Raw genomic sequence first — 20,696 nt, 5'->3', positions numbered from 1 at the left:
ACCTATCGACACATTTATGGCCGTACGGGCTTGAAGCGTCGCGAGGGCGGAAGGACGGGACATGGACCTGACCTTGCTGCGCACGTTCGTCACGGTGCACCGGGCCGGCTCCTTCACCGGGGCCGCCGCCCTGCTCGGCCTTTCCCAGCCCGCGGTGACCTCGCGGATACGGACCCTGCACCTGGCCGGGCCACCCGAATTCATGGTGGTCCGCGCACTGCCCGTGCTCGCCCCGCTCGTGGCCCGGGCACTGGCGCTGCGCAGCTCCTTCCTCGCCGATGCCGAGAAGGCTCCGGAGGGGCTGGCCGCCGGTCACCACGGCATGGCCATCGTGACGGCCCGGCCGCGCGGTGGGCTGCCGACCGCTACGCCCCTCTGCGACGAGGAGCACGTGCTGGTCGCCGGGCCGCAAGTCTCGGCCCCCGGGCCCTGTGGCACGACGGGCCCCTGGTGCTGGACCAGCTGCCGGTCGTGGAGGTCCATGAGAGCCTGCCGCTCGTCGCACGCTGCCGTCCCGCCGCCGCTGGGACCGTCGTCGTACCGGATCTCCGTGCGGTGCTGGAGTGCGCGGCGGCGGGCGCCGGAGCGGGGTGAGGTGGTGGCCCTGATGGACCCGCCCGTGCCTCTGCTGCCCGTACCTACTCGGCACGCTCGCGCGGGGGCACGAGGGGCTGCTGCGGGCCGCGGCCGACTGGTGAGCGCGTACGGGCACGGCACCGCCCCGGTGTTTCAGAACCGGTTCGGCGGGCCACTCTCTTGCCATGACCGAACGTCCTGTGGTCAAACGCACCGCACGCGCCATCCTGCTCGACGGCAACGACCTGATCCTCATCAAGCGCACCAAGCCCGGCGTCGACCCTTACTGGGTCACGCCCGGCGGCGGCGTCGAACCCGAGGACGCCACCGTGGTAGACGCCCTGCACCGCGAGGTGGACGAGGAGCTCGGCGCCAAGATCACCGATGTGGTCCCCTGTTTCGTCGACACGGTGGAGCACATCGAGGGCGGCGGGGTGAAGGGCGTCAAGGTCCAGCACTTCTTCGTCTGCCGGCTGGAGTCGATGGACCCGGCAAGGCGGCATGGCCCCGAGATCGACGACCCCTGCGGGGAGTACGACATCGTCCGGGTGCCGTTCAGCCGGATGGGGATCGCCGCCGTACACCTGGTCCCGCTGTCGCTGCGGCACTACCTGGACGGCAACATCGAGGGCGTACGCGCGATGCACGCGCCCGACCTGGGCTGACGGCCCTCAAGAGCCGGTCGCGACCGGTTCGTCGAAGCGGTCGTGCCGGATCCGCCCGGCCGGGACGCCGATGCCGCGGAGCACGTCCACACCGCTGCGGATCATTCCGGGCGGGCCCGAGAGGTAGGCGTCGTACTGGCTCCACGGGCCGCGCTCGCGCACCGCGTCGGGCAGCGGGCCACGGATCGGTCCGCCCGCCGTTCCCGCTCCGATGTCGACCACCGGGTGCACCGTGAGCCAGGGAAAGGTGCTCTGGAGCCGCATCATCGTGTCGATGTCGTACAGCTCGTGATCGCTGCGCGCCCCGTAGAAGACCGCCACGGGACGCCGGTCGCCGTGTGCCGCGACGTCCTCCACCAGAGCCCTGATGGGGGCGATGCCGGTGCCCCCGCCCAGGCAGAGCAGGCCGTTGTGGGTGGAATGGTCGACCGTCATCGATCCCGTGGGCCGTCCGAGGCGCAGGACGTCCCCGGGCCGGGCCCGGTGCACCAGGGCGTTGGAGACCCAGCCGGCCGGGACCGCCTTCACATGGAAGATGAGCAGGCCGTCGGGCCTGGGTGCCGAGGCGAAGGAGTAGTGCCGCCAGACCCGGGGCCACCACGGGGTCTCCACGGCCGTGTACTGGCCCGCGACGAAGGGGTACGCGTACTCGGCCCGGAGCGTGAGCACCGCTATGTCGCGGGTCCTGAGCTCGTGGGACACCACTTCCGCGTGCCACACGGCCGGAGCCCACCGCTCTTCCCCGGCCGCCGCGTCGATCATGATCTGCGACATCGTGGTGTAGGCGCGTACCCAGGCCGCTTCGGTCTGCGCGTTCCACGTGGTGGCCGCGTAGCGGCTCAGCGCACCCAGGAGTGCTTCCCCCACGGCGGGATAGTGCGCGGGCAGCGTGCCGTACTTGCGGTGTCCCCGGCCCAGCTCTCCGAGGTAGTCGGCGAGCGCACGCGGATCGTCCAGCCGGTCGGCCGCGGCAAGGATCGCGCGCAGGAGGCGGTCGCGCTGGACGTCCATCGCGACCGGAAAGAGGTCGCGCAGCTCGGGGTGGCGCACGAAGAGCAGCGCGTAGAAATACGAGGTCGCCCGGTCGGCGACGGGTGACAACTCGGTCAGGGTGCGATGGATCAGGTCCGCGTCGGACGATCCGGCCCTTCCGCCCTCGGTCCACCCGGTGGCCGGCGCATCCATACTCTGCCTCGCCTTGTACGTCTCGTGGTCGCCTACGCACCAGCGCCTTTTCGCGGCGCCGTGGCCGCGGGCACGATCGCCCCCGTCAATGATCGCTTTCGGTCACTACCCGCGGCGCCTCGGCCAAAGCATGCCGTGTGCCCGGGCCTCCGAGCCATGGATCGACGGCACTCGCCCACGATCTCCTCACGGCAACGCGCCCGGCGGGGAAGGGCTACGGAACATGTGGGGTACGCCGAGGAATACGCACGATGACGTGCACCGGCCGACCGGTGCTGCCACACCGGTCCGCCCCTTCCGAGCAGCGTGTTTCACGTGAAACAACTCATTCGCCAGAATCCGGTAAAGGGGTGGACGCACGGATGCCGCGTCGGAGAGCCTGGCGCTCATGCCCAGTTCACTGCCCCGTCCGCTTGCCGAACTGCCCGTCCGGCGCCTCACCCCGAGAGACCTGGTCGCCTGTGCCGACCTCTGCGAGGACCGCGGCTGGCCACGCGACGAGCAGCGATGGGGCCTGCTCCTCACCGCAGGAGCCGGCTACGGGATGGACGACCCCGGAGGCAAGGGGCTGATGGCCAGCTGCGTGGTGACCTCGTACGGACCGGGCCTGGCCGCCGTAGGCATGCTGCTCGTCGCGGAGCGGTACGCACGGCAGGGCATCGCCCGGCACCTGATGGAACGCGTACTGGCGGAGCACGGAAGCACCCCGCTCAGTCTTTACGCGACGGGCGCGGGACGACCGCTCTACGAACGGCTGGGCTTCACGGTCGTGGGCCGCACCCAGCGGGTGACCGGCCACTACCGGCCGAGCGGCGAGAAGCCCGGCGGGGCGACCGTCCACGCGGCCACGGCGGAGGACCTGAGGGCGATGGTCCGGTTGGACTCGGACGTCTTCGGCATCGACCGCACCCCTGTCCTCGCCCGGCTTCCCGCCTTCGCCGACCACATCCGGGTCGCGCGGGACCGGGGCGAGATCGTCGGGTACGCGGCGCTCTGGCCGAGCGACCGGACCCATGTGGTCGGCCCGCTGATCGCACCCGACACCGACACGGCCGAGGCGCTCGTCTCCTCTCTCGCGGCAGCGACGGACCTGCCGCTGCGCGCGGACATCGACGCGCGCCACACCGACCTGCTGAACCGGCTGGAACGGAGCGGGCTGCTCCCCTCCTCCTCGACCACGATGATGACGCTCGGCACCCCGGACCTGCCGGGCGACTGGACCCGTCGCTACGCCCCGCTGACCGTGGCGACCGGCTGACGCCCCGGCATCCGCGTGGGCGGTGCGAACCAGCGCCGCCCGCGCGACGCCCCGCGTGGCCCGCGCACCTGCGTGGACTCCGTGACCTGCGTACCCTGCCGGTCATGACCGATCTCGATATACGGCCCGCGGCCCCCGACGACATCCCGGCCATCGTGGCCATGCTCGCCGACGATCCGCTGGGCGCACAGCGCGAGTCACCGGACGACCTCGATCCGTATCTCGCGGCGTTCCGGCGGCTGGCGGACGATCCGAACCAGCAGCTCGTGGTCGCCGTGCGCGAGGGCCGGGTCGTCGGAACCCTGCAGCTGAGCCTGATCCCCGGGCTCTCCCGGCGCGGCGCGAGCCGCACGATCATCGAGGCCGTGCGCGTCCACGCCGAGGAGCGCGGCAGCGGCCTGGGTACCCTGATGATCGAATGGGCGGTGGCGGAATCCCGGCGCCTGGGCTGCCAGTTGGTCCAGTTGACGTCCGACGCGACCCGGACCGATGCCCACCGTTTCTACGAACGGCTCGGCTTCACCCCCAGCCATGTGGGCTTCAAGCTCGCCCTCTGAACCCCGCCGTCCGACCAGGAGGCCGACCGTGTACCGCATGAGCGACGAACAGCGCAGAATCCGGCTCGGTCGGCGCCACCTCCTGGCCCCCTCCGTACGGGCTTCCTCCCCCGTCTCCGTGGCCGAGGCCGTCGTCGCGCTGCATGCCACCGATGCCGCCACCGTCTTCCTCTCCGCCTGCGCGCGCATGGCCGAGCCGGACACCGTCCCGGTGGAACAGGCCCTCTACGGGGACGTCTCGCTGGTCCGACAGCTCTCCATGCGGAACACCCTCTTCGTCGTGCCCCGGGAAGCCGCCCCCTGCGTCGACGCGGCGAACGCCCGCGCAGTGGCCGCCAAGGAGCGCCGGACCTTCCTCAAGCACCTGGCGGAGGACGGCAACGGGCTGGACGAGCGCTGGCTGACCGAGACCGAGCAGCAGACACTCGCCGAGCTCGCCGACCGGGGTACCGCCACCGGCTCCGAACTCTCCGCCGCCGTCGCCGCACTGCGTACGAAGATCACGGTCTTTCCCGGCAAGAAGGCCGAGGGCATACAGGGCGTCGCCTCCCGGGTCATCCGGATCCTGGCTGCCGAGGGCCGCATCCGCCGGGATCGCCCCCGGGGCTCCTGGACCTCCAGCCAGTTCCGCTGGACCGTGTCCGAGCCCTGGCCCGTCGAGGAGCCGGAGCAGGCGCGGGCGGACCTGGCCCGGCGCTGGCTCGGTTCCTACGGGCCGGCGACCGAGGGCGACCTCAAGTGGTGGACGGGGTGGTCCCTGAGCCAGGCCCGCAAGGCTCTGGCAGCCGTCAATGCCGAGCAGGTCCTGCTGGACGACGGAGCCACCGGATGGGTACTGCCGGATGATCTGGACCCCGATCCGGCCCCCGAACCCTGGGCTGCTCTGCTCCCGGCTCTCGACCCCAGCGCCATGGGGTGGGCCGACCGCGGGTTCCATCTGCCGGCCGAGCACCGGGAGGCTCTTTTCGACCGGTCTGGCAATATCGGCCCGTCCGTGTGGTGGAACGGCCGGATCGTGGGTGGCTGGGCCCAGCGGGCGGACGGCGAGCCGGTCTGGCGACTGCTGTCCGCTGTCGGCCGGGATGCTTCCGCCGCGATCGAGGCAGAAGCATCCCGGTTCTCCCGGTGGGTGGGTCCGGTACGGATCACGCCGCGCTTCCGTACCCCGCTGGAGCGCGAGCTGACCGTCTGAGCCTCAGGTTCCCTGATCCGCCGCCTCTTGCAGGCTCACCCGGATACGCGCCAGGGCTTCCTCGGCCGGCAGATGCCTCAGCCCCTCCGTGAGGGGTAGATGCGAGGGGCAGAACCACACGCAGTGCTCCGGGTGGCCGGCCCAGTCATCCGGATACGCCCTTGTGGGACGGAAGCTCACGAGGGTGAAGTCCCCGTACTCAAAGCCTGAATGCTGGTACGGAACGCGACATATGGGACAGAACGGCGGCATCATCAGATGCTCTCCTTCTCTGACGGATCAGCGCCTGATTGTCGCTCGCAGCAGTCGGCCACAAGCTGATCCGGAGCCGTTTCACATGAAACATGACCGTTCGCACGGAACACGGCCGTTTCACGTGAAACACACGGTCAGTCGCCCAGGCCCCGCCATCCCCCCTCGTCCACACCGCCGGGAACGGCTGCGGCCGGGTCGTACGGCTCCCGTGTGAAGACGAAGGACCCGAGGTCCAGATGGTTCACACTGCCGTCGCCATTCCGGACCACCCGCAGAACCTCCCCCTCGTAGTAGCCGTCCAGGCCGGTCCAGGTGCCGTCGTCCCCGGCGACGAACCGGGCGCCGCGGCCGGCACCATGCATCGGGGTGAGTTCCAGCCCACCGTTCGGGGCCAGCCGCAGCACGTTGGCGCGCGTACCCCAGTACCAAGGGCCGGTCAGCGCGAGGAGCTCGGAATCCGCCTCGGCCTCGGGCAGCGGGCGCCAGGGCTCCGGGATACGGGGCTCGGCCTCGGCCACGATGCCGACGAGTCCGGCGGCCACCTCGCCGATCGCCGGCCCCGATGTCGTATTGGTGAGCGCGACGGCCGCCACGTCGTCCTCGACGCTGATCCACAGGGCGGCCAGGAAGCCGGGGAGCGAACCGGTGTGTCCGAAGAGCGTGCGGTCACCGTCGCGGACCACCTGAAGCCCCAGCCCGTAGCCGGACTGCCAGGCGTCGGAGCCGGCCGGCGCGGCGGGGACGCGCATCTCCTCCACGGAGTCGGCGCAGAGGACCCGGTCGTCCCCCTCCGTCAGGAAGGCCGCGAAACGCAGGAGATCGTGCGTCGTGGACCAGAGCTGCCCGGCCGGGGCCATCAGCCCGAGGTCCTCGGCCGGTTCCGGCAGCATGACGTCGGCCCAGGGGTGCACGGCCCAGCCACCCGCGTGCGGGGCCTCCGGCTGGGCACCGGTGCGGTGCATGCCGAGCGGTTCCAGGATCTCGCTCCGCAGCGCCTGCTCCCAGCTCGTCCCGCGTACTCGCTCGACCAGTGAGCCGAGCAGCGTGTAGCCGGGGTTCGAGTAGTGGTGGCGGTGGCCGGGGGTATGCATTCGGGCCTGCTCGCCGAGCACGTCGGTCAGCCCGGGCCGCAGCGTGCCCGGGGTCCGCTCCCACCAGGGGCCGGGGGACTCGGCGGCGAGCCCCGCGCTGTGGCCCAGTAGTTGATGGACCGTGACGTCGCCGACGCCGGTGCCCGGGAGGTGCTTCTCCAGCGGGTCGTCCAGGTTCAGCAGCCCTTCGTCGCGCAGTCGGAGCACCAGCACCGCGGTGAAGGTCTTGGTCAGGGAGCCGATCCTGAACTGGGTGTCACTGTCCGGGGCATGTCCGTCCACGCAGCTGCGAGAGCCGCTCCAGACGACCTGCCCCTCTCTCTGCACGGCGGCGACCAGCGAGGGCGCGCGGCCCTCCGACTGTGCGGTGGCGATGTGGTGCAGCAGAGCGCGCCGCGTTCCGGGAAGCAATTGCTCGGGCTGGGAGATCATGGTCAAGGACTACCCGGAGAACCGGGCGGTGGCGACCCCGTTTCCCGACCTCGCTTCCCGACCCCTTTCCCGACCCTGTTTCCCGAGGCCGGGACCGGGCCCCGGGTTCGGGAAACGGACCAGGACCGTACGGCGTCGTTCAGTCCTCCCAGTCCTCCTCCTCGCCGCCGCGCATGACCCGCCAGCCTTCGAGGTCGTCCAGCGCCCTGCGCGCCAACTCCGCGTACTGCACCGGGCATTCCCACAGCTCGCGGGTCGAGAGCTCGGCGGGCACGGGGGTGTCCGGATGCTCGTCCGGTGCGTACAGGTGGACCACCGCGAGGTACCGGCTCCGGGTGGTGGAGTCCGCGGTGGACCAGGGGTGCCTCGGATGGTCGCAGCTGACGTCCAGGTCGATGGTGGCGAGGGCGGCGGCCAGGTCCCTCGCGTAGGAGGGCGGCAGTCCCGCGTACGTCTGGGCGATGCCCATCCACAGGCACAGGAACAGGCCGAGCCGTTCCGTCTCCCGCATCTGCCCGGAGAGCAGGCGCCGGGCCGACCACAGCGCGACCGGGCCGGTGTTCTCCTCCCAGCTGCGCTGGATCGCCTCCTGCATGGCGACGATGTCGATCGTGCCGTCCTCCCGGAGGAACCGCGCGTCGAGCGGGGAGACGTCGATGCCGCCGAAGATCTCCTCGTACGCCTCGCGCACCCGGTCCGCCGCCCGGCCGACGAGTTCCGCGAGGAAGCCCTCGCAGTCGAACGCCGCCAACTCCTCGTCGTCGAGGTCGTAGTCCTCGGCGAACACCGCCCTCCCGGCCTCGCTCAGCAGGGAGACTCCAGCCTCGATCCCGTACCCCGAGTCCAGGTCGGTGGGATGGGCTCCGGCCGGACAGGCGCAAGCGGCAGGGTCGAGCGTGGCACGGATCCCGTCCAGGACCTCCGTGTACGCCGCGAACAGGGACTTGTTGAAAACGCGTGCCGAGACGTACCAGCAGGTGGCGTACAGGAGGATCGCGTATCCGGTCCGCTCCTGGCGTCCCGCCGGATCGCCGTCATGGCCGATCGCCTCCGCCGCGTCGTCGGCGAGCACGACGAGAGTCGCCTCCGGATCCACGGAGGGATAGTCATCGACGATCCCGGACAGGTCGGAGATCAGCTGGCTATGGTCGTCAGTCAGAACAGGCGTCTCTTCAGTCACATCTGAACCTGACGATCATGCTGTACGGGACGGTTCCCCGACCCTGTGGCGCATGGGAAGGCGGGCTCGGTGCCGGGCCGACGCGGGGCACGAAATTCGCTACCTGCGTGTACCTGGTGTCGACGACATTGCGCCCGAGGAACGACGCACGACGAAGCGATGGGCGACGGACGCTCCGAGCGAAGCGAACGAATCGAGGAACCGCACAGTGACGGCACAGGTTTTGGCAGGTCTACTCGCGGACGAGACCCGGCTGCGGGTGTTCTCGGCGATCGTGCTGGGCGCGGCAACGCCCGCCGAGATCGCGTCCGCCACCGGCGCGACAGCCAAGGAGGTGGCCCTCGCCCTGCACAGACTCACCGGCGGCGGTCTCGTGGCCGACGACGACGGCCGGCTCACCGCCGCCACCGGCAGGTTCAAGGAAGTCCTGCGCTCCCCTGCCGGAGCCGAACGGGCCGTCGCCGAGACGGACACCGGCGACGAGGGCACGGCTTTCCTGCTGCGGACCTTCGTCGACGGCGACCGCCTGCTCGGCGTCCCCTCCCGGCTCGGCCGTCGCCGCACCGTCCTGGCCCACCTCGCCCACCGGCACTTCCGCCCCGGAGAGCGCTACCCCGAGCGGGCCGTCAACGACATCCTGCGCGGCTGGAGCGACGGCTCCGGCACCGACCACGTGGCCATCCGCCGCTACCTCGTCGAACTGGACGTCCTCGACCGGTCGGACAGCACCTACTGGCTCCGCACCGAAGCGGGGACCGGCTCCTGATCCCCGCCGCGGCTGCCGGGGCCCGGGCAGCGGGCCGTGCCGGGAGCGGGTGTCACACCGTCTGCGGATCGACGGCCATGTTCTGGCCCGCCACGATGTGCCAGCCGTCGGCCTGCTCGGCGATCACGTAGAGCGTGGCTCCCTGCGTGCCGTCGACAGCCCTGCCCGCACTGTCGACGGGGATCTGCACCACGTTCACCGCGATCACGCCGGGGGCTGCCTCCAGCATCTTGACCACGTCGTACCGGGCGAAGGAGTCGCGCAGGAAGCTCTTCAGCGCCACGGCACCGGACTCGAAGATCTCCTGCCTGCCGTCAAGACGCGTGCCCCTCGCGTTGGTCCAGGACGCGTACTCGGCGTACTGCCCGCCCAACGCGACCGGGTCCTTCTCGTTGAACGCCTTCTCCAGGCCCTTCACCACGCCGATCACCGCGTCCTGGGTCCCGGGCGGAATCGTCCCCACTACAAGAATGCCGCTCGTCATGACGGTGTCCTCTCCGTGCCGGATGGCTCAAGTGGTGGCCAGGAGCGCCACCATCACCCACCCAACAACCTCAACCATGATCGAGGTCAAGGCCAAGGAGCGGCCCTGCCCCGGACGTACCGACGGAGCCTGCCCGCGTCCGCCGCCCCGGGGCTCATTCACCGACCGGCGGCCACGGTCTCCGCGTCGCCGCGCAGGGTGCGCTCGTCCGCGGCGGCCAGCCAGAAGAAGACCGGCGGCAGGCCGAGTTCGACCACGGTCAGCGCGATCTGGAACCAGTGCGGCCATCCGTGCACGGCGAGCGAGAGCAGCCGCCCCGCTCCGCCCAGCAGGAAGACCCCCGCCAGCCACCGCACCACCCGGGCCGGGACGGGCCGCTGCCTCGCCGCCCACACCCACGCCAGCCCGTAGCCGACGAACCCGGCCCCCATGAACCGGCCCCAGCTGTCGACCGTCGGGCCCGCGGAGCCGGCTCCGGGGATCGCCGCGTTGCCGAGGAGCACGTGATACACGCCGATCGCCACACAGGACCAGCCCATCAACCGTGCGAGTACGCGCAGAGTCCTTGCCATGACCCCTCCGAACTGTGTGCCGGTCCACCCTTGTTGACATGTGTCTACTAGGCTGGACGCACTAGTAGACACATGTCAAGTAGCCTTTCTCCGTGCCTCCCCGCCAACGACTCAGCCCCGCCGAACGCCGCGCCCAGCTCCTCAGCGTCGGAGCACGGCTCTTCGCCACACGTCCGTACGACGAAGTCCTGATGGAGGAGGTCGCCGTGGCGGCGGGTGTGTCCCGCGCCCTGCTCTACCGTCACTTCCCCAGCAAGCACGCCCTCTTCGCGGCCGTCTATCAGCAGGCCGCGGACCAACTGCTCGCCGAGACCCGGCTCGACCCCGCCGACTCCCTGGTGGACCAGCTCATCCAGGGCATGGAGGTCCATCTCGACTACTTCGTGGCGAACCGCCACGCCGTCCTCGCCGCGAATCGGGTTCTCGCCGGCGACCCCGTGATCCACACGATCATGGCGAACGAACTGGACGCGCTCCGCACACGCCTGCTGGCCGTGCTCCCCCTCGCCGACGAGGGTGCGCGTGAGGCCGTTTCCGGCGTGCTGAGGAGCTGGCTGGTCTTCGTCCAGGTCCTCTGTGTCGACTGGCTCGCCCACGAGACCTGCACCCGCGCCCAGTTGCGCGATGTCTGCATCGGCGCAGTCCTCGGCGCCCTCCGGCCACTGCTCACCGAGGACCCAGCCCCCGACTGGCCGCCGGAGATCGGCTGAGCTGCTCCGCGCCGCCGTATCAGCGGGCGCGGAGTGGGGAACATCGGTGAGGCCGAGCTCGACCGCCGACTCGTATCGGCCGTACGGGCGGGGGCGCCGAGACGGTTTCGGTGCAGAACAGCGAGTACACCTGGGAGTTGGACGGCCAGCTCTTCTCGGGCGGTCTCGTCACACGGCCCGGGCACGGTGCCATCCTGACCGAGCTGGAACGGGCCTTCCGTGTCATGGCTCCGGCGGACGGGCTGATCGCCCGCGCCGCCGAGCAGCCGGACGGGGACATCCTGAACCGGAGAGAGATCCACCCGGCCCTCGGCCGGCGTCACAGCCCGAGACCTGGTCGGCGGTGATGGCCCATCGTCACCGCCCCGACCCCGTGCATCGCCGCATCGTCGCGCGCTGCCTGTGGAATCGGGGAACCACCAGCTGCGCCTCGTCCTGCGCGACGATCCGCGCACCGCAAGGGCCATCGACCGAGCCGATCCCTTCAGCGGCCGCTACGAGCACGATCACCGCGTCAACGCGCTCCGGGACTGGGAGCGGCGGCGGGCGGACCGGTCCGCGGAGTGACCGCCCCGGCCGGGCGGACCGCGAGATGCCCACTCCGCGCACGGACGCCGAACACCAGGCATCGGACGCCGGACGGATACCCCGGACACTCGGACGCCGAGGACCGTCTGTAGTTTCTCAGCTCCTGTGTCATGTGGCGGAGCTCTGACCTGCGGCCCTTCAGGCTGTCTCACGTCATGTCGTGACGATTTCGTCTCAGGAAACGTCAGTCAGTCGAGTTCCATGGGCCCGAAGTGGGCGACTGCCGCTCCAGTCAGCAAGGCCCAGTAGCGGTCTCCGTATGACCAGTGCCACCACTCTGTGGGGTAGTTGACCAGGCCCGCAGCGGTAAGTGCCGCACCCAAGATGTCTCGGTTGGATCGGGCCTGGTCGCTGATGTTGTCGGCCTGGGTATAACAGGCGCCCGAGCTCTCTTCCGGAGTCGCGTCCATGTGGGTGCCCATGTCGAGTTCACAGCCGTCGGCGTCTCCGAGCGTCAGGTCAACGGCTACGCCGGCGCTGTGGGGTGCGATCTCAGGCGGGGACACGTAGCGGCTGGCCGCCGAGCGGACCTGCTCAGCAGACCATTCCGGGTGATCGGCCCGCAGCTGCGTTGCGTATTCGTCGAAGTAGCGGCGTTGAAGGGACGGTGGGCGATACCCCTCGACGAACAGCAGCCGCATCCCTTGAGGCAGCTGCGCCTGGGCCTTGAGGAGCCGATCGTGCACTCCTTCCCGTAGATGGGCGAAGGCGCCTGCGGAGTCCTGCCACTCCCGCTCATCAACCAGAAGAGAGTTGTCCCGTCGCACATCGACGAGCCGTTCACCACACTCCTGAACAGGCACGGCTGCAACCCTCGGGTCGGACATCAAGACGATCTCAGTCATGACGCGATCACCTCGTGACCTTGTGCCCTCATAGCTCTCTTCCCGTCACTCACCGAGGAAGGACTCTCGGATGAGTGCCCGTTTCCGACGTCGGGTCATTGACCTTGAGGGCCGGTTGTGGGTTCCGCTCGGCACCCCGTGCCCCGCCCCTGCCCTGGAGAAGGTGGGCGGGGCACGGGGGCACGATGCGCTCCTCGGGGTACGGAGCAGGGGAGGCGGGCAGGGCGCGGCAAAGTTCGGCGGTCCGTGGCGAGGGGGGCTGCCTTTGGGATGCGGCGGTTTCGCTCAGGCGGCGTGGCGGGTCTTGCGGCGGCGTACCGCGAGGGCGGTGCCGCCACCGGCGACAATCAGTGCGGCGGCCACGCCGGCAATCGCCGCGGTGTTGTCGTTCGTACCGGTCTCGGCGAGGTCGGAGCTCTTGGCCGCGGTCGACGGAGCGCTGTTGGTCTTCATGGTCTTGTTGATCCAGCCCGCGTAGGCGGGCGCGCTGGTGTAAAGGCCGGGTCCCTGCGAGCACGGCACGCCCGGGGCGCCGGGCCCGGAGGTGACACCGATCAGCTCCCAGCGGCCGTCCCGGCCCTTTTGGACCTGCGGTCCGCCGGAGTCCCCCATGCACGCCATGGCCTTGGGCACGGTGGTGATCGTGCACAGCCGGGTCCGGTCCGCGTAGCCGGGCGCGCACTCGGACTCGGCGCCCCTGCGGGTGTTCAGCTCCTGCAGCCGGTCCGGGAACTTGAACTCGGTGTCGACGGTGGTGCCGAAGCCCAGGAGCCGGGTCGGCGTGCCGGGCGGCCCTGCCTGCTCGGCAATCTTGATGGGCTGCTGGGCGACCGGGCGGTCCAGGCGTATCAGCGCGATGTCGTCCTTGTTGGCAGCCTTGTTGTCGCCGTTCACATAGCCGGGGTGGACGAAGGTCCGGTCGATCTTCCGAACGGTGCCACCGGACTTGCGGTGGTCGCTGCCGACCCGCACGATGCCGTCCAGCTTGATGCCCTCGACCGCCAGGCAGTGGGCCGCCGTCAGCACCCACTGCTGACCGATCAGCGACGCCCCACAGTTCCCGTCGACCAGACCCTGGTCCGGGGCGGACTCCGGGATGGTCGCCATGAACGGGTAGCTCTCGGTGGAGTCCGACCCGTTGACGATGGCGCTGGCGCTGCCGGCCATGACAGTGACGCAGGCCGCGACCGCGAGAGCGCCGACGGCAGCGGCACGGGCGGTACGGTGGCGCGGCGGCTTGGAGCTGAACACAGAGAGTTCCCTTTTGCTTGGTGGATCCGTATGCATTCAGCCTCGCTGTCCGAAAGCTGCCGCACCATCCGGGCAACGGGTCGGTCGATGGTATGGCCAGCCCCCCTCTGTACTGCGGAAACCTCGGCGCCCGAAGTGTGGCTGCCCGCCGTCGAGAGCAGGCGCCTGAGCTTGGAGCCAACTATCCCGAAAGAGTGAACGCGTCGATCCGCTTGTCTCACGGCCGCTTTACAAGTGCAGCCGATATGAAGCGGAGCGTGAGACTGTGCAGCGAAATCCGAGACCCCACACAATCGTGCAAGATCTCGCCGCCTGTGGCATAGCCCGATGCTTCTACCTGCAGATTTTCGCGGTGTCTCACGACCGTTGGCATGCCTTCTGTCTCACGGGCATGTCATTTCCTCGGGCACTGACCACGGGTTCCGCAACTAGCGCCCCGAGGTGACTTGTCGAGCGTCAGGTGAAGCCTGACGGTTCGGCGTCGGGTGATGCTTGACGTCTGACCTAGGCGATCTCATGCCGCAGGGCAGTTTCGTCTCGCTGTTCGAAAGTCCCTGCCCCGTTCGGTGGTCCTCGAAGTGACAGTAGGATTCCCGCATGGCAGAGGCGGGGATGGCCCGGCGGGCGCCCAGACAGCTCACCGAGATGCGCAATGTGTACGACCTCCTGGACGAGGTGCGGCTGCGCCCGGGGATGTGGGTGCGAGGGAGTTCGCTGCAGCATCTGGATTCCATGCTGTTTGGCTATCACGTGGCTTTGAAGGTTCACGGCGCCAAGGAAGAGCTTGACTTCCGGCAGGGCGGCCCGTTCGCCGACTGGCTGTGGCCGCAGCTGGGGTATGAGTACGAAAGCTCGCTGGGCTGGGCGGTGGAGATCGAGCGGGCGGCCGAGGCCATGGACCGGCCCGCGATCGAGCTGTTCTTTGAGCTGCTCGATGAGTTCCGTGCCGGTCATCCGAGTTCCATGGGCCCGTAGTGGGCGACTGTCCCTCCTGTTTGCAAGGCCCAGTAGCGGTCTCCGTATGACCAGTGCCACCACTCTGTGGGGTAGTTGACCAGGCCCGCAGCAGTGAGCGCAGTGCCCAGGAGTTCCCGATGGGAGCGAGCCTCGTCACTGATGCTGTCGGCCTGCGTGTAACAAGCGCCCGCGCTCTCCTCCGGAGAGGCGTTCATACGAGTGGCCATGTCAAGCTCGCGCCCTGCGTCATCAGCGAGAGTCAGGTCAACAGCTGCCCCGGCGCTGTGCGGTGCGATCTCGAGCGGGGACACGTAGCGGCTGGCTGCCGAGCGGATCTGTTCCTATAAATCGCCGATCAGGTCTGTGCCATGTCCACGAAGCGGGAGTAGTGGCCCTGGAAAGCGACGGTGATGGTGGCCGTGGGGCCGTTTCGGTGCTTGCCGACGATGATGTCCGCCTCGCCGGCCCGCGGGGACTCCTTCTCGTACGCGTCCTCACGGTGCAGCAGGATGACCATGTCGGCGTCCTGCTCGATGGAGCCGGACTCACGCAGGTCGGACACCATCGGCTTCTTGTCGGTGCGCTGCTCGGGGCCACGGTTCAGCTGCGAGAGCGCGATCACCGGGACCTCCAGCTCCTTGGCCAGGAGCTTGAGGTTTCGGGACATGTCCGAGACCTCCTGCTGGCGGCTCTCGGACCGCTTGGAGCCACCGGCCTGCATCAGCTGGAGGTAGTCGATGATCACGAGCTTGATGTCGTTGCGCTGCTTCAGCCGACGGCACTTCGCCCGGATCTCCATCATCGACAGGTTGGGGGAGTCGTCGATGTACAGCGGCGCGGTCGACACCTCCGGCATCCGTCGGGCCAGCCGCGTCCAGTCCTCGTCGGTCATCGTGCCGGACCGCATGTGGTGCAGTGCGACGCGCGCCTCGGCGGACAGCAGGCGCATCGCGATCTCGTTGCGGCCCATTTCGAGCGAGAAGATGACGCTCGGCAGGTTGTTCTTGATCGACGCGGCCCGCGCGAAGTCCAGGGCGAGCGTGGACTTACCCATGGCGGGACGGGCCGCGATGACGATCATCTGGCCGGGATGCAGCCCGTTGGTGAGGGCGTCGAGGTCGGTGAAGCCCGTGGGCACACCCGTCATCTCGCCACTGCGCGAACCGATCGCCTCGATCTCGTCGAGCGCGCCCTCCATGATGTCGCCCAGCGGCAGGTAGTCCTCGCTGGTGCGCTGTTCGGTGACGGCGTAGATCTCGGCCTGCGCGGAGTTCACGATGTCGTCGACATCGCCGTCGGCCGCGTATCCCATCTGCGTGATCTTCGTACCGGCCTCGACGAGCCGCCGCAGCACCGCCCGCTCGTGGACGATCTCCGCGTAGTACGAGGCGTTGGCCGCGGTCGGCACGGACTGGACCAGGGTGTGGAGGTACGGCGCCCCGCCCACCTTGGTGATCTCGCCACGCTTGACCAGCTCGGCCGCGACCGTGATCGGGTCGGCCGGCTCGCCCTTGGCGTAGAGGTCGAGGATGGCCTGGAAGACGGTCTCGTGCGCGGGACGGTAGAAGTCGTGGCCCTTGATGACCTCCACGACTTCCGCGATGGCGTCCTTGGACAGGAGCATGCCGCCGAGGACGGACTGCTCGGCGGCGAGGTCCTGGGGGGGCACCCGCTCGAAACCCGAGGAGGAACCACCGTCCCAGCCGCCGCTCTCCCTGCCGCGCTCGTGCTGCTCGCCGCGGCTCTGGCCCTCGGCACGGCGCTGCCGGGAAACGGGCAGGCGATCACTGGGACCGGACTCGGCCCAGGGGTCGTCCAAGGGCTCGGGGATACTCACCGGGCCACCTCCTCCCGTCCGCTCCGCGGACCTCGCCATGCCACTCCTTCTTACGGCACAGCACCGACAAACAAGACGCCCGACTCCGGTTCCGGCGCGTCGAGTTCTGCATGGTTCCAAGACCGGAAACGGAGTGCGGGCGCCGGTCCACGGTAGGCCGCTCGGCACCGTCAGCCAATCTGGTTATCCACAGGCCATGTGGACGACGGACCAGATGCTGTGGAGAACTCCGCAGAACCTGTGCACGGAGCGGGGGACAGCACTGTGGACAAACTCATAACGCCACGGCCACTACGGCGCTGACCTGCGCTTTCCCCATCCACGGGCTGTGGGGGAGAAAAACTTTCCGACTCAGCACAAGATCACGACAAACGGCATGGGAGAGAACACCGGACCTCAACAAATGTAAGGACTAGAAGCCCATTGCATCTATTACCTGTGGAAGATTAGATTGGCCCCCATGACCCAGGTCCCGGCACCCCCGCCATCCAGCCGCCGTCGCCACGACCGCGAGATCATCTCGCTCGCCGTTCCAGCCTTCGGCGCACTTGTGGCAGAGCCGCTCTTCGTGATGGTCGACAGCGCCATCGTCGGCCATCTCGGCACCCCGCAACTGGCCGGCCTGGCCGTCGCCGCCGCCCTGCTGACCACCGCCGTCAGCATCTTCGTCTTCCTCGCCTACGCCACCACCGCCGCGGTGGCACGACGGGTCGGCGCGGGCGACCTCGCCTCGGCGATCCGGCAGGGCATGGACGGCATCTGGCTGGCGCTGCTGCTGGGCGCCGCCGTCATCGCCGTCACCCTCCCCGCCGCTCCATGGCTGGTGGACGTCTTCGGGGCCTCCGACACGGCGGCCCCCTACGCGACCACATATCTGAGGATCTCCAGCATCGGCATCCCGGCCATGCTCGTGGTGATGGCCGCGACCGGTGTGCTCCGCGGCCTCCAGGACACCAGGACCCCGCTGTACGTCGCTGTCGGGGGGTTCGCCGCCAACGGCGCCCTCAACGTGGGCCTGGTCTACGGTGCCGGTCTCGGGATCGCCGGATCGGCCTGGGGCACCGTGATCGCCCAGATCGCCATGGCCACCGCCTACCTGATCGTGGTGGTACGGGGAGCACGCCGCCACGGAGCCTCGCTGCGCCCGGACGCCGCCGGCATCAGGGCCAGTGCACAGGCGGGCGTTCCCCTGCTGGTCCGTACGCTCTCGCTGCGTGCCGTCCTGATGATCGCCACGGCCGTCGCCGCCCGCCTCGGCGACACGGAGATAGCGGCCCACCAGATCATCCTCTCGCTCTGGAGCCTGATGGCCTTCGCGCTCGACGCTATCGCCATCGCCGGCCAGGCGATCATCGGCCGGTATCTGGGCGCCGACGATTCCAAGGGCGCACGCGAGGCCTGCCGCCGCATGGTGCAGTGGGGTGTCGTCTCCGGGGCGGTGTTCGGGGCATTGATCGTGCTGGCCCGCCCCTTGTTCGTCCCCCTGTTCACCAGCGACGGTTCCGTTCAGGACGCCCTGGTACCGGCACTGCTGGTGGTGGCCCTGTCCCAGCCGATCGCCGGTGTGGTCTTCGTGCTGGACGGAGTACTGATGGGGGCCGGTGACGGCCGGTACCTCGCCTGGGCCATGCTCGTCACCCTCGCGGTCTTCGCCCCGGTCGCCCTGCTGGTACCGGCGGCCGGTGGCGGCCTGACGGCCCTGTGGTGGGCGATGACACTGATGATGGCCGTCCGCCTGGCGACACTCTGGCTCCGCGCCCGCTCCGGCAAATGGGTCGTCACCGGAGCCATCCGCTGAGTCGTGGTTTCACGTGAAACGACAGGTTTCACGTGAAACGGAAGACTTCGGGCGAAGCGCGTTTCACGTGAAACGGTGAAGGGCCGCACCCCGAGAGGTGCGACCCTTCAGCTGCTCAAGTGAGCCGCGCCCTTAGGCAGCGACGACCTCGATACCGAGGTTCGCAGCGACCTCGGGGTGCAGACGCACGGACACCTGGTGTCCGCCGAGCGTCTTGATCGGCGAGCCGAGCTCGACGCGACGCTTGTCGACGTCGGGGCCACCGGCGGCCTTGATCGCCGAGGCGACGTCAGCCGGGGTCACGGAGCCGAAGAGACGGCCGGCCTCGCCGGAGCGAACGGCCAGACGGACCTTCACGCTCTCGAGCTTGGCCTTGACCTCGTTGGCCTGCTCGATCGTGGCGATCTCGTGGATCTTGCGGGCGCGGCGGATCTGCGCCACGTCCTTCTCGCCGCCCTTGGTCCAGCGAATGGCGAAGCCACGCGGAACCAGGTAGTTACGGGCGTACCCGTCCTTGACGTCGACGACGTCGCCCGCGGCACCGAGGCCGGTGACCTCGTGGGTGAGGATGATCTTCATGTTTCGGTCACCCTTCCCTTATCGCGCGGTGGACGTGTAGGGCAGCAGCGCCATCTCACGGCTGTTCTTGACGGCCGTGGCGACGTCACGCTGGTGCTGCGTGCAGTTGCCGGTCACGCGGCGGGCACGGATCTTGCCGCGGTCGGAAATGAACTTCCGCAGCATGTTCGTGTCCTTGTAGTCCACGTACTGGGTCTTGTCCTTGCAGAACGCGCAGACCTTCTTCTTAGGCTTGCGCACAGGCGGCTTCGCCATGATGTTTCTCCTGTGTGATCAAGAAGTGGGGATCGAGCCGTCCCTAGAAGGGGGGCTCGTCCGAGTAGCCGCCGCCAGAGCCGCCGGAGCCGCCGGAGTTTCCACCCCAGCCACCTCCGCCGCCACCCTGCTGGCCGCCGGACGGAGCGCTGGAGGCCCACGGGTCGTCGGCGGGAGCGCCGCCACCACCCTGCTGGCCACCGCCACCGGGACCGCCGCCCCAGTTACCGCCGCCCTGCTGGCCGCCGCCGTATCCACCCTGGCCGCCCTGGCCACCGCGACCGGTGGTCTTGGTGACCTTGGCAGTGGCGTTCTTCAGGCTGGGGCCGACTTCCTCGACGTCCAGCTCGTAGACCGTGCGCTTGATGCCCTCGCGGTCTTCGTACGACCGCTGCTTCAGCCGACCCTGCACGACGACACGCATGCCGCGCTGGAGCGACTCGGCAACGTTCTCCGCCGCCTGCCGCCAGACCGAGCAGGTGAGGAACAGGCCTTCGCCGTCCTTCCACTCGTTGGTCTGCCGGTCGAAGATGCGGGGAGTGGACGCGACACGGAACTTCGCGACCGCCGCACCGGACGGGGTGAAGCGCAGCTCGGGGTCGTCGACGAGATTGCCGACGACCGTGATGACGGTCTCGCCTGCCATGGGTGAACCTCTCGGCGGGATTGCTGCTGGCTGCTTGCTGCTACTACTCGGACCCGATGACCGCTGAGCGGGAAGCTCAGTGGGCCTCGGGGCGGAGGACCTTGGTCCGGAGGACCGACTCGTTCAGGTTCATCTGGCGGTCGAGCTCCTTGACGACCGCAGGCTCGGCCTGCAGGTCGATGACCGAGTAGATGCCCTCGGGCTTCTTCTTGATCTCGTAAGCGAGACGACGACGGCCCCAGGTGTCGACCTTCTCGACCTTTCCGTTGCCCTCACGGACGACGGAGAGGAAGTTCTCGATCAGCGGGGAGACAGCGCGCTCCTCGAGATCGGGGTCGAGGATGACCATCACCTCGTAGTGACGCATGTGGAACCCACCTCCTTTGGACTCAGCGGCCACGGTCGTTCCGTGGCAGGAGGGTCGTGATGCGTGAGCACCGTTGTCGCCGGACCGAACGGCCGCTGCCGACAACACCCTCCATGGAGAGGGGCCGCCGTGCTGGCCTGGGCAGACACCGGTGCAGACCGTACAGAGTACCCGCTCCCCGGCTTCCGGTTGAAATCCGGTGGTCAGGAGACGCAATCTGGACACATCGGGTGTGAGCGGCGCCACCGCGCGCCCCTTTTCGGCCAGGAGGTACTCCATGGCACAGGCAATACGACCCCGTCCCCCCGTCTCGCTCTTCGCCACGGACGGCAGGAGCCACCCGCTCCAGCAGGCCCTGGTGACGGTGACGGTGGTGCTCGGTGTGCTCGCCTTCGTGACGGCGATGTTCCACAACCTGCATCTGCTCAGCTCGTGGGCCGGACTCGTCGGAATCCTCACGGGCGCGTACGGACAGTACGTCTCGGTGACTACGCGTGAACGGTTCCTGCTGGTCATCGGCATGGGCGCGGCCGCCATCGGCTTCTTCCTGGGCATGGCCCACGGCGGCCTCTTCGGCGGCATCGTGGGCTGACTGCGCGACCACCGCCCGGAACGGGGGGGGGGGGGCCCCCCCCGGCCCCCCCCCCCCC

General features: G+C 69.2%; 23 protein-coding genes and 2 pseudogenes. 12 read left to right on the top strand and 13 right to left on the bottom strand.

From position 1 onward, the window contains the following. Window positions 1-61 precede the first annotated feature (61 nt). Both ACFCV8_RS00125 and ACFCV8_RS00120 read left to right on the top strand, forming a co-directional pair. Window positions 62-698: pseudogene (locus ACFCV8_RS00125) on the top strand (LysR family transcriptional regulator). Between the two features lie 63 nt (window positions 699-761). Then, entirely contained in the window at window positions 762-1,241 is a 480-nt protein-coding gene (locus ACFCV8_RS00120; protein ID WP_376682941.1) for an NUDIX domain-containing protein, read from the top strand. 6 nt (window positions 1,242-1,247) lie between these two features. On the opposite strand, the gene ACFCV8_RS00115 is transcribed toward ACFCV8_RS00120, so the two are convergent. After that, window positions 1,248-2,426 carry a globin domain-containing protein gene (locus ACFCV8_RS00115; protein ID WP_376682940.1) on the bottom strand — a complete coding sequence of 393 codons (1,179 nt, stop codon included), beginning with the start codon at window positions 2,424-2,426 and terminating at the stop codon, window positions 1,248-1,250. 388 nt (window positions 2,427-2,814) lie between these two features. Between ACFCV8_RS00115 and ACFCV8_RS00110 the strand changes: the two genes are divergently transcribed. From ACFCV8_RS00110 to ACFCV8_RS00100, 3 genes are all read left to right on the top strand, one after another. Beyond that, a complete protein-coding gene (locus tag ACFCV8_RS00110; protein WP_376682939.1) occupies window positions 2,815-3,684 on the top strand; it encodes a GNAT family N-acetyltransferase in 870 nt (289 codons plus the stop codon). A gap of 104 nt (window positions 3,685-3,788) precedes the next feature. Then, window positions 3,789-4,241 carry a GNAT family N-acetyltransferase gene (locus tag ACFCV8_RS00105; RefSeq protein WP_376682938.1) on the top strand — a complete coding sequence of 151 codons (453 nt, stop codon included), beginning with the start codon at window positions 3,789-3,791 and terminating at the stop codon, window positions 4,239-4,241. 28 nt (window positions 4,242-4,269) lie between these two features. Next, complete coding sequence (locus tag ACFCV8_RS00100; RefSeq protein WP_376682937.1) at window positions 4,270-5,433, top strand: winged helix DNA-binding domain-containing protein; 1,164 nt, start codon at window positions 4,270-4,272, stop codon at window positions 5,431-5,433. Between the two features lie 389 nt (window positions 5,434-5,822). Here ACFCV8_RS00100 and ACFCV8_RS00095 read toward each other — a convergent pair whose 3' ends face one another. Next, a complete protein-coding gene (locus ACFCV8_RS00095) occupies window positions 5,823-7,211 on the bottom strand; it encodes a serine hydrolase domain-containing protein (protein ID WP_376682936.1) in 1,389 nt (462 codons plus the stop codon). A gap of 139 nt (window positions 7,212-7,350) precedes the next feature. After that, the gene (locus tag ACFCV8_RS00090; RefSeq protein ID WP_376682935.1) at window positions 7,351-8,391 is read right to left on the bottom strand and encodes a hypothetical protein; all 1,041 of its coding nucleotides are present in this window, start codon (window positions 8,389-8,391) and stop codon (window positions 7,351-7,353) included. A gap of 208 nt (window positions 8,392-8,599) precedes the next feature. Between ACFCV8_RS00090 and ACFCV8_RS00085 the strand changes: the two genes are divergently transcribed. Next, the gene (locus tag ACFCV8_RS00085; protein WP_376682934.1) at window positions 8,600-9,157 is read left to right on the top strand and encodes a DUF2087 domain-containing protein; all 558 of its coding nucleotides are present in this window, start codon (window positions 8,600-8,602) and stop codon (window positions 9,155-9,157) included. Window positions 9,158-9,209: 52 nt separating this feature from the next. Here the strand turns inward: ACFCV8_RS00085 and ACFCV8_RS00080 are convergent, their stop codons facing one another. Together ACFCV8_RS00080 and ACFCV8_RS00075 are read right to left on the bottom strand one after the other, a co-directional pair. Further along, the gene (locus tag ACFCV8_RS00080) at window positions 9,210-9,641 is read right to left on the bottom strand and encodes an SgcJ/EcaC family oxidoreductase (RefSeq protein WP_376682933.1); all 432 of its coding nucleotides are present in this window, start codon (window positions 9,639-9,641) and stop codon (window positions 9,210-9,212) included. Between the two features lie 158 nt (window positions 9,642-9,799). Further along, a complete protein-coding gene (locus ACFCV8_RS00075) occupies window positions 9,800-10,213 on the bottom strand; it encodes a DUF4345 domain-containing protein (protein ID WP_376682932.1) in 414 nt (137 codons plus the stop codon). Window positions 10,214-10,305: 92 nt separating this feature from the next. Between ACFCV8_RS00075 and ACFCV8_RS00070 the strand changes: the two genes are divergently transcribed. The 3 genes from ACFCV8_RS00070 (at window position 10,306) to ACFCV8_RS00060 (ending at window position 11,490) form a co-directional block, all read left to right on the top strand. Next, window positions 10,306-10,923 carry a TetR/AcrR family transcriptional regulator gene (locus ACFCV8_RS00070; protein ID WP_376682931.1) on the top strand — a complete coding sequence of 206 codons (618 nt, stop codon included), beginning with the start codon at window positions 10,306-10,308 and terminating at the stop codon, window positions 10,921-10,923. 110 nt (window positions 10,924-11,033) lie between these two features. Further along, window positions 11,034-11,270 carry a hypothetical protein gene (locus ACFCV8_RS00065; protein WP_376682930.1) on the top strand — a complete coding sequence of 79 codons (237 nt, stop codon included), beginning with the start codon at window positions 11,034-11,036 and terminating at the stop codon, window positions 11,268-11,270. Between the two features lie 55 nt (window positions 11,271-11,325). Beyond that, complete coding sequence (locus ACFCV8_RS00060; RefSeq protein ID WP_376682929.1) at window positions 11,326-11,490, top strand: hypothetical protein; 165 nt, start codon at window positions 11,326-11,328, stop codon at window positions 11,488-11,490. Between the two features lie 209 nt (window positions 11,491-11,699). On the opposite strand, the gene ACFCV8_RS00055 is transcribed toward ACFCV8_RS00060, so the two are convergent. Next, window positions 11,700-12,356 carry a M15 family metallopeptidase gene (locus ACFCV8_RS00055; protein ID WP_376682928.1) on the bottom strand — a complete coding sequence of 219 codons (657 nt, stop codon included), beginning with the start codon at window positions 12,354-12,356 and terminating at the stop codon, window positions 11,700-11,702. A 285-nt stretch (window positions 12,357-12,641) separates the two neighbouring features. Further along, window positions 12,642-13,607: a trypsin-like serine protease gene (locus ACFCV8_RS00050; protein WP_376682927.1), complete on the bottom strand. Its 966-nt coding sequence runs from the start codon at window positions 13,605-13,607 to the stop codon at window positions 12,642-12,644. 597 nt (window positions 13,608-14,204) lie between these two features. On the opposite strand from ACFCV8_RS00050, the gene ACFCV8_RS00045 reads away from it, so the two are divergent. Next, window positions 14,205-14,582 carry a hypothetical protein gene (locus ACFCV8_RS00045; protein ID WP_376682926.1) on the top strand — a complete coding sequence of 126 codons (378 nt, stop codon included), beginning with the start codon at window positions 14,205-14,207 and terminating at the stop codon, window positions 14,580-14,582. Here ACFCV8_RS00045 and ACFCV8_RS00040 read toward each other — a convergent pair. Together ACFCV8_RS00040 and dnaB are read right to left on the bottom strand one after the other, a co-directional pair. Beyond that, window positions 14,558-14,905, bottom strand: a pseudogene (locus ACFCV8_RS00040) (M15 family metallopeptidase); the annotation flags it as partial. The gene ACFCV8_RS00045 and the pseudogene ACFCV8_RS00040 overlap by 25 nt on opposite strands. 14 nt (window positions 14,906-14,919) lie before the next feature. After that, the gene (dnaB, locus tag ACFCV8_RS00035) at window positions 14,920-16,401 is read right to left on the bottom strand and encodes a replicative DNA helicase (RefSeq protein ID WP_376682925.1); all 1,482 of its coding nucleotides are present in this window, start codon (window positions 16,399-16,401) and stop codon (window positions 14,920-14,922) included. A 460-nt stretch (window positions 16,402-16,861) separates the two neighbouring features. On the opposite strand from dnaB, the gene ACFCV8_RS00030 reads away from it, so the two are divergent. Next, window positions 16,862-18,199, top strand: coding sequence for an MATE family efflux transporter (locus tag ACFCV8_RS00030; RefSeq protein ID WP_376682924.1), 1,338 nt, complete (start codon window positions 16,862-16,864; stop codon window positions 18,197-18,199). Window positions 18,200-18,331: 132 nt separating this feature from the next. Here the strand turns inward: ACFCV8_RS00030 and rplI are convergent, their stop codons facing one another. The 4 genes from rplI to rpsF all read right to left on the bottom strand — a co-directional run bounded on the left by rplI (window position 18,332) and on the right by rpsF (window position 20,046). Further along, the gene (gene rplI, locus ACFCV8_RS00025) at window positions 18,332-18,778 is read right to left on the bottom strand and encodes a 50S ribosomal protein L9 (protein ID WP_376682923.1); all 447 of its coding nucleotides are present in this window, start codon (window positions 18,776-18,778) and stop codon (window positions 18,332-18,334) included. 18 nt (window positions 18,779-18,796) lie between these two features. Next, window positions 18,797-19,033, bottom strand: a complete 237-nt coding sequence (gene rpsR / locus ACFCV8_RS00020; RefSeq protein WP_003967857.1) for a 30S ribosomal protein S18 — start codon at window positions 19,031-19,033, stop codon at window positions 18,797-18,799. A gap of 43 nt (window positions 19,034-19,076) precedes the next feature. Further along, window positions 19,077-19,679, bottom strand: coding sequence for a single-stranded DNA-binding protein (locus ACFCV8_RS00015; protein WP_376682922.1), 603 nt, complete (start codon window positions 19,677-19,679; stop codon window positions 19,077-19,079). Between the two features lie 76 nt (window positions 19,680-19,755). Then, window positions 19,756-20,046 (bottom strand): 30S ribosomal protein S6, encoded by a 291-nt coding sequence (rpsF, locus tag ACFCV8_RS00010; protein ID WP_030115097.1) that lies wholly within the window; start codon window positions 20,044-20,046, stop codon window positions 19,756-19,758. 277 nt (window positions 20,047-20,323) lie between these two features. Between rpsF and ACFCV8_RS00005 the strand changes: the two genes are divergently transcribed. Then, complete coding sequence (locus ACFCV8_RS00005) at window positions 20,324-20,638, top strand: hypothetical protein (protein ID WP_376682921.1); 315 nt, start codon at window positions 20,324-20,326, stop codon at window positions 20,636-20,638. Window positions 20,639-20,696: the final 58 nt, after the last annotated feature.

The organism is Streptomyces sp. NPDC056347 (assembly GCF_042262625.1).
GTDB lineage: Bacteria > Actinomycetota > Actinomycetes > Streptomycetales > Streptomycetaceae > Streptomyces.
This window is presented reverse-complemented; position numbering and strand designations above follow the sequence as displayed.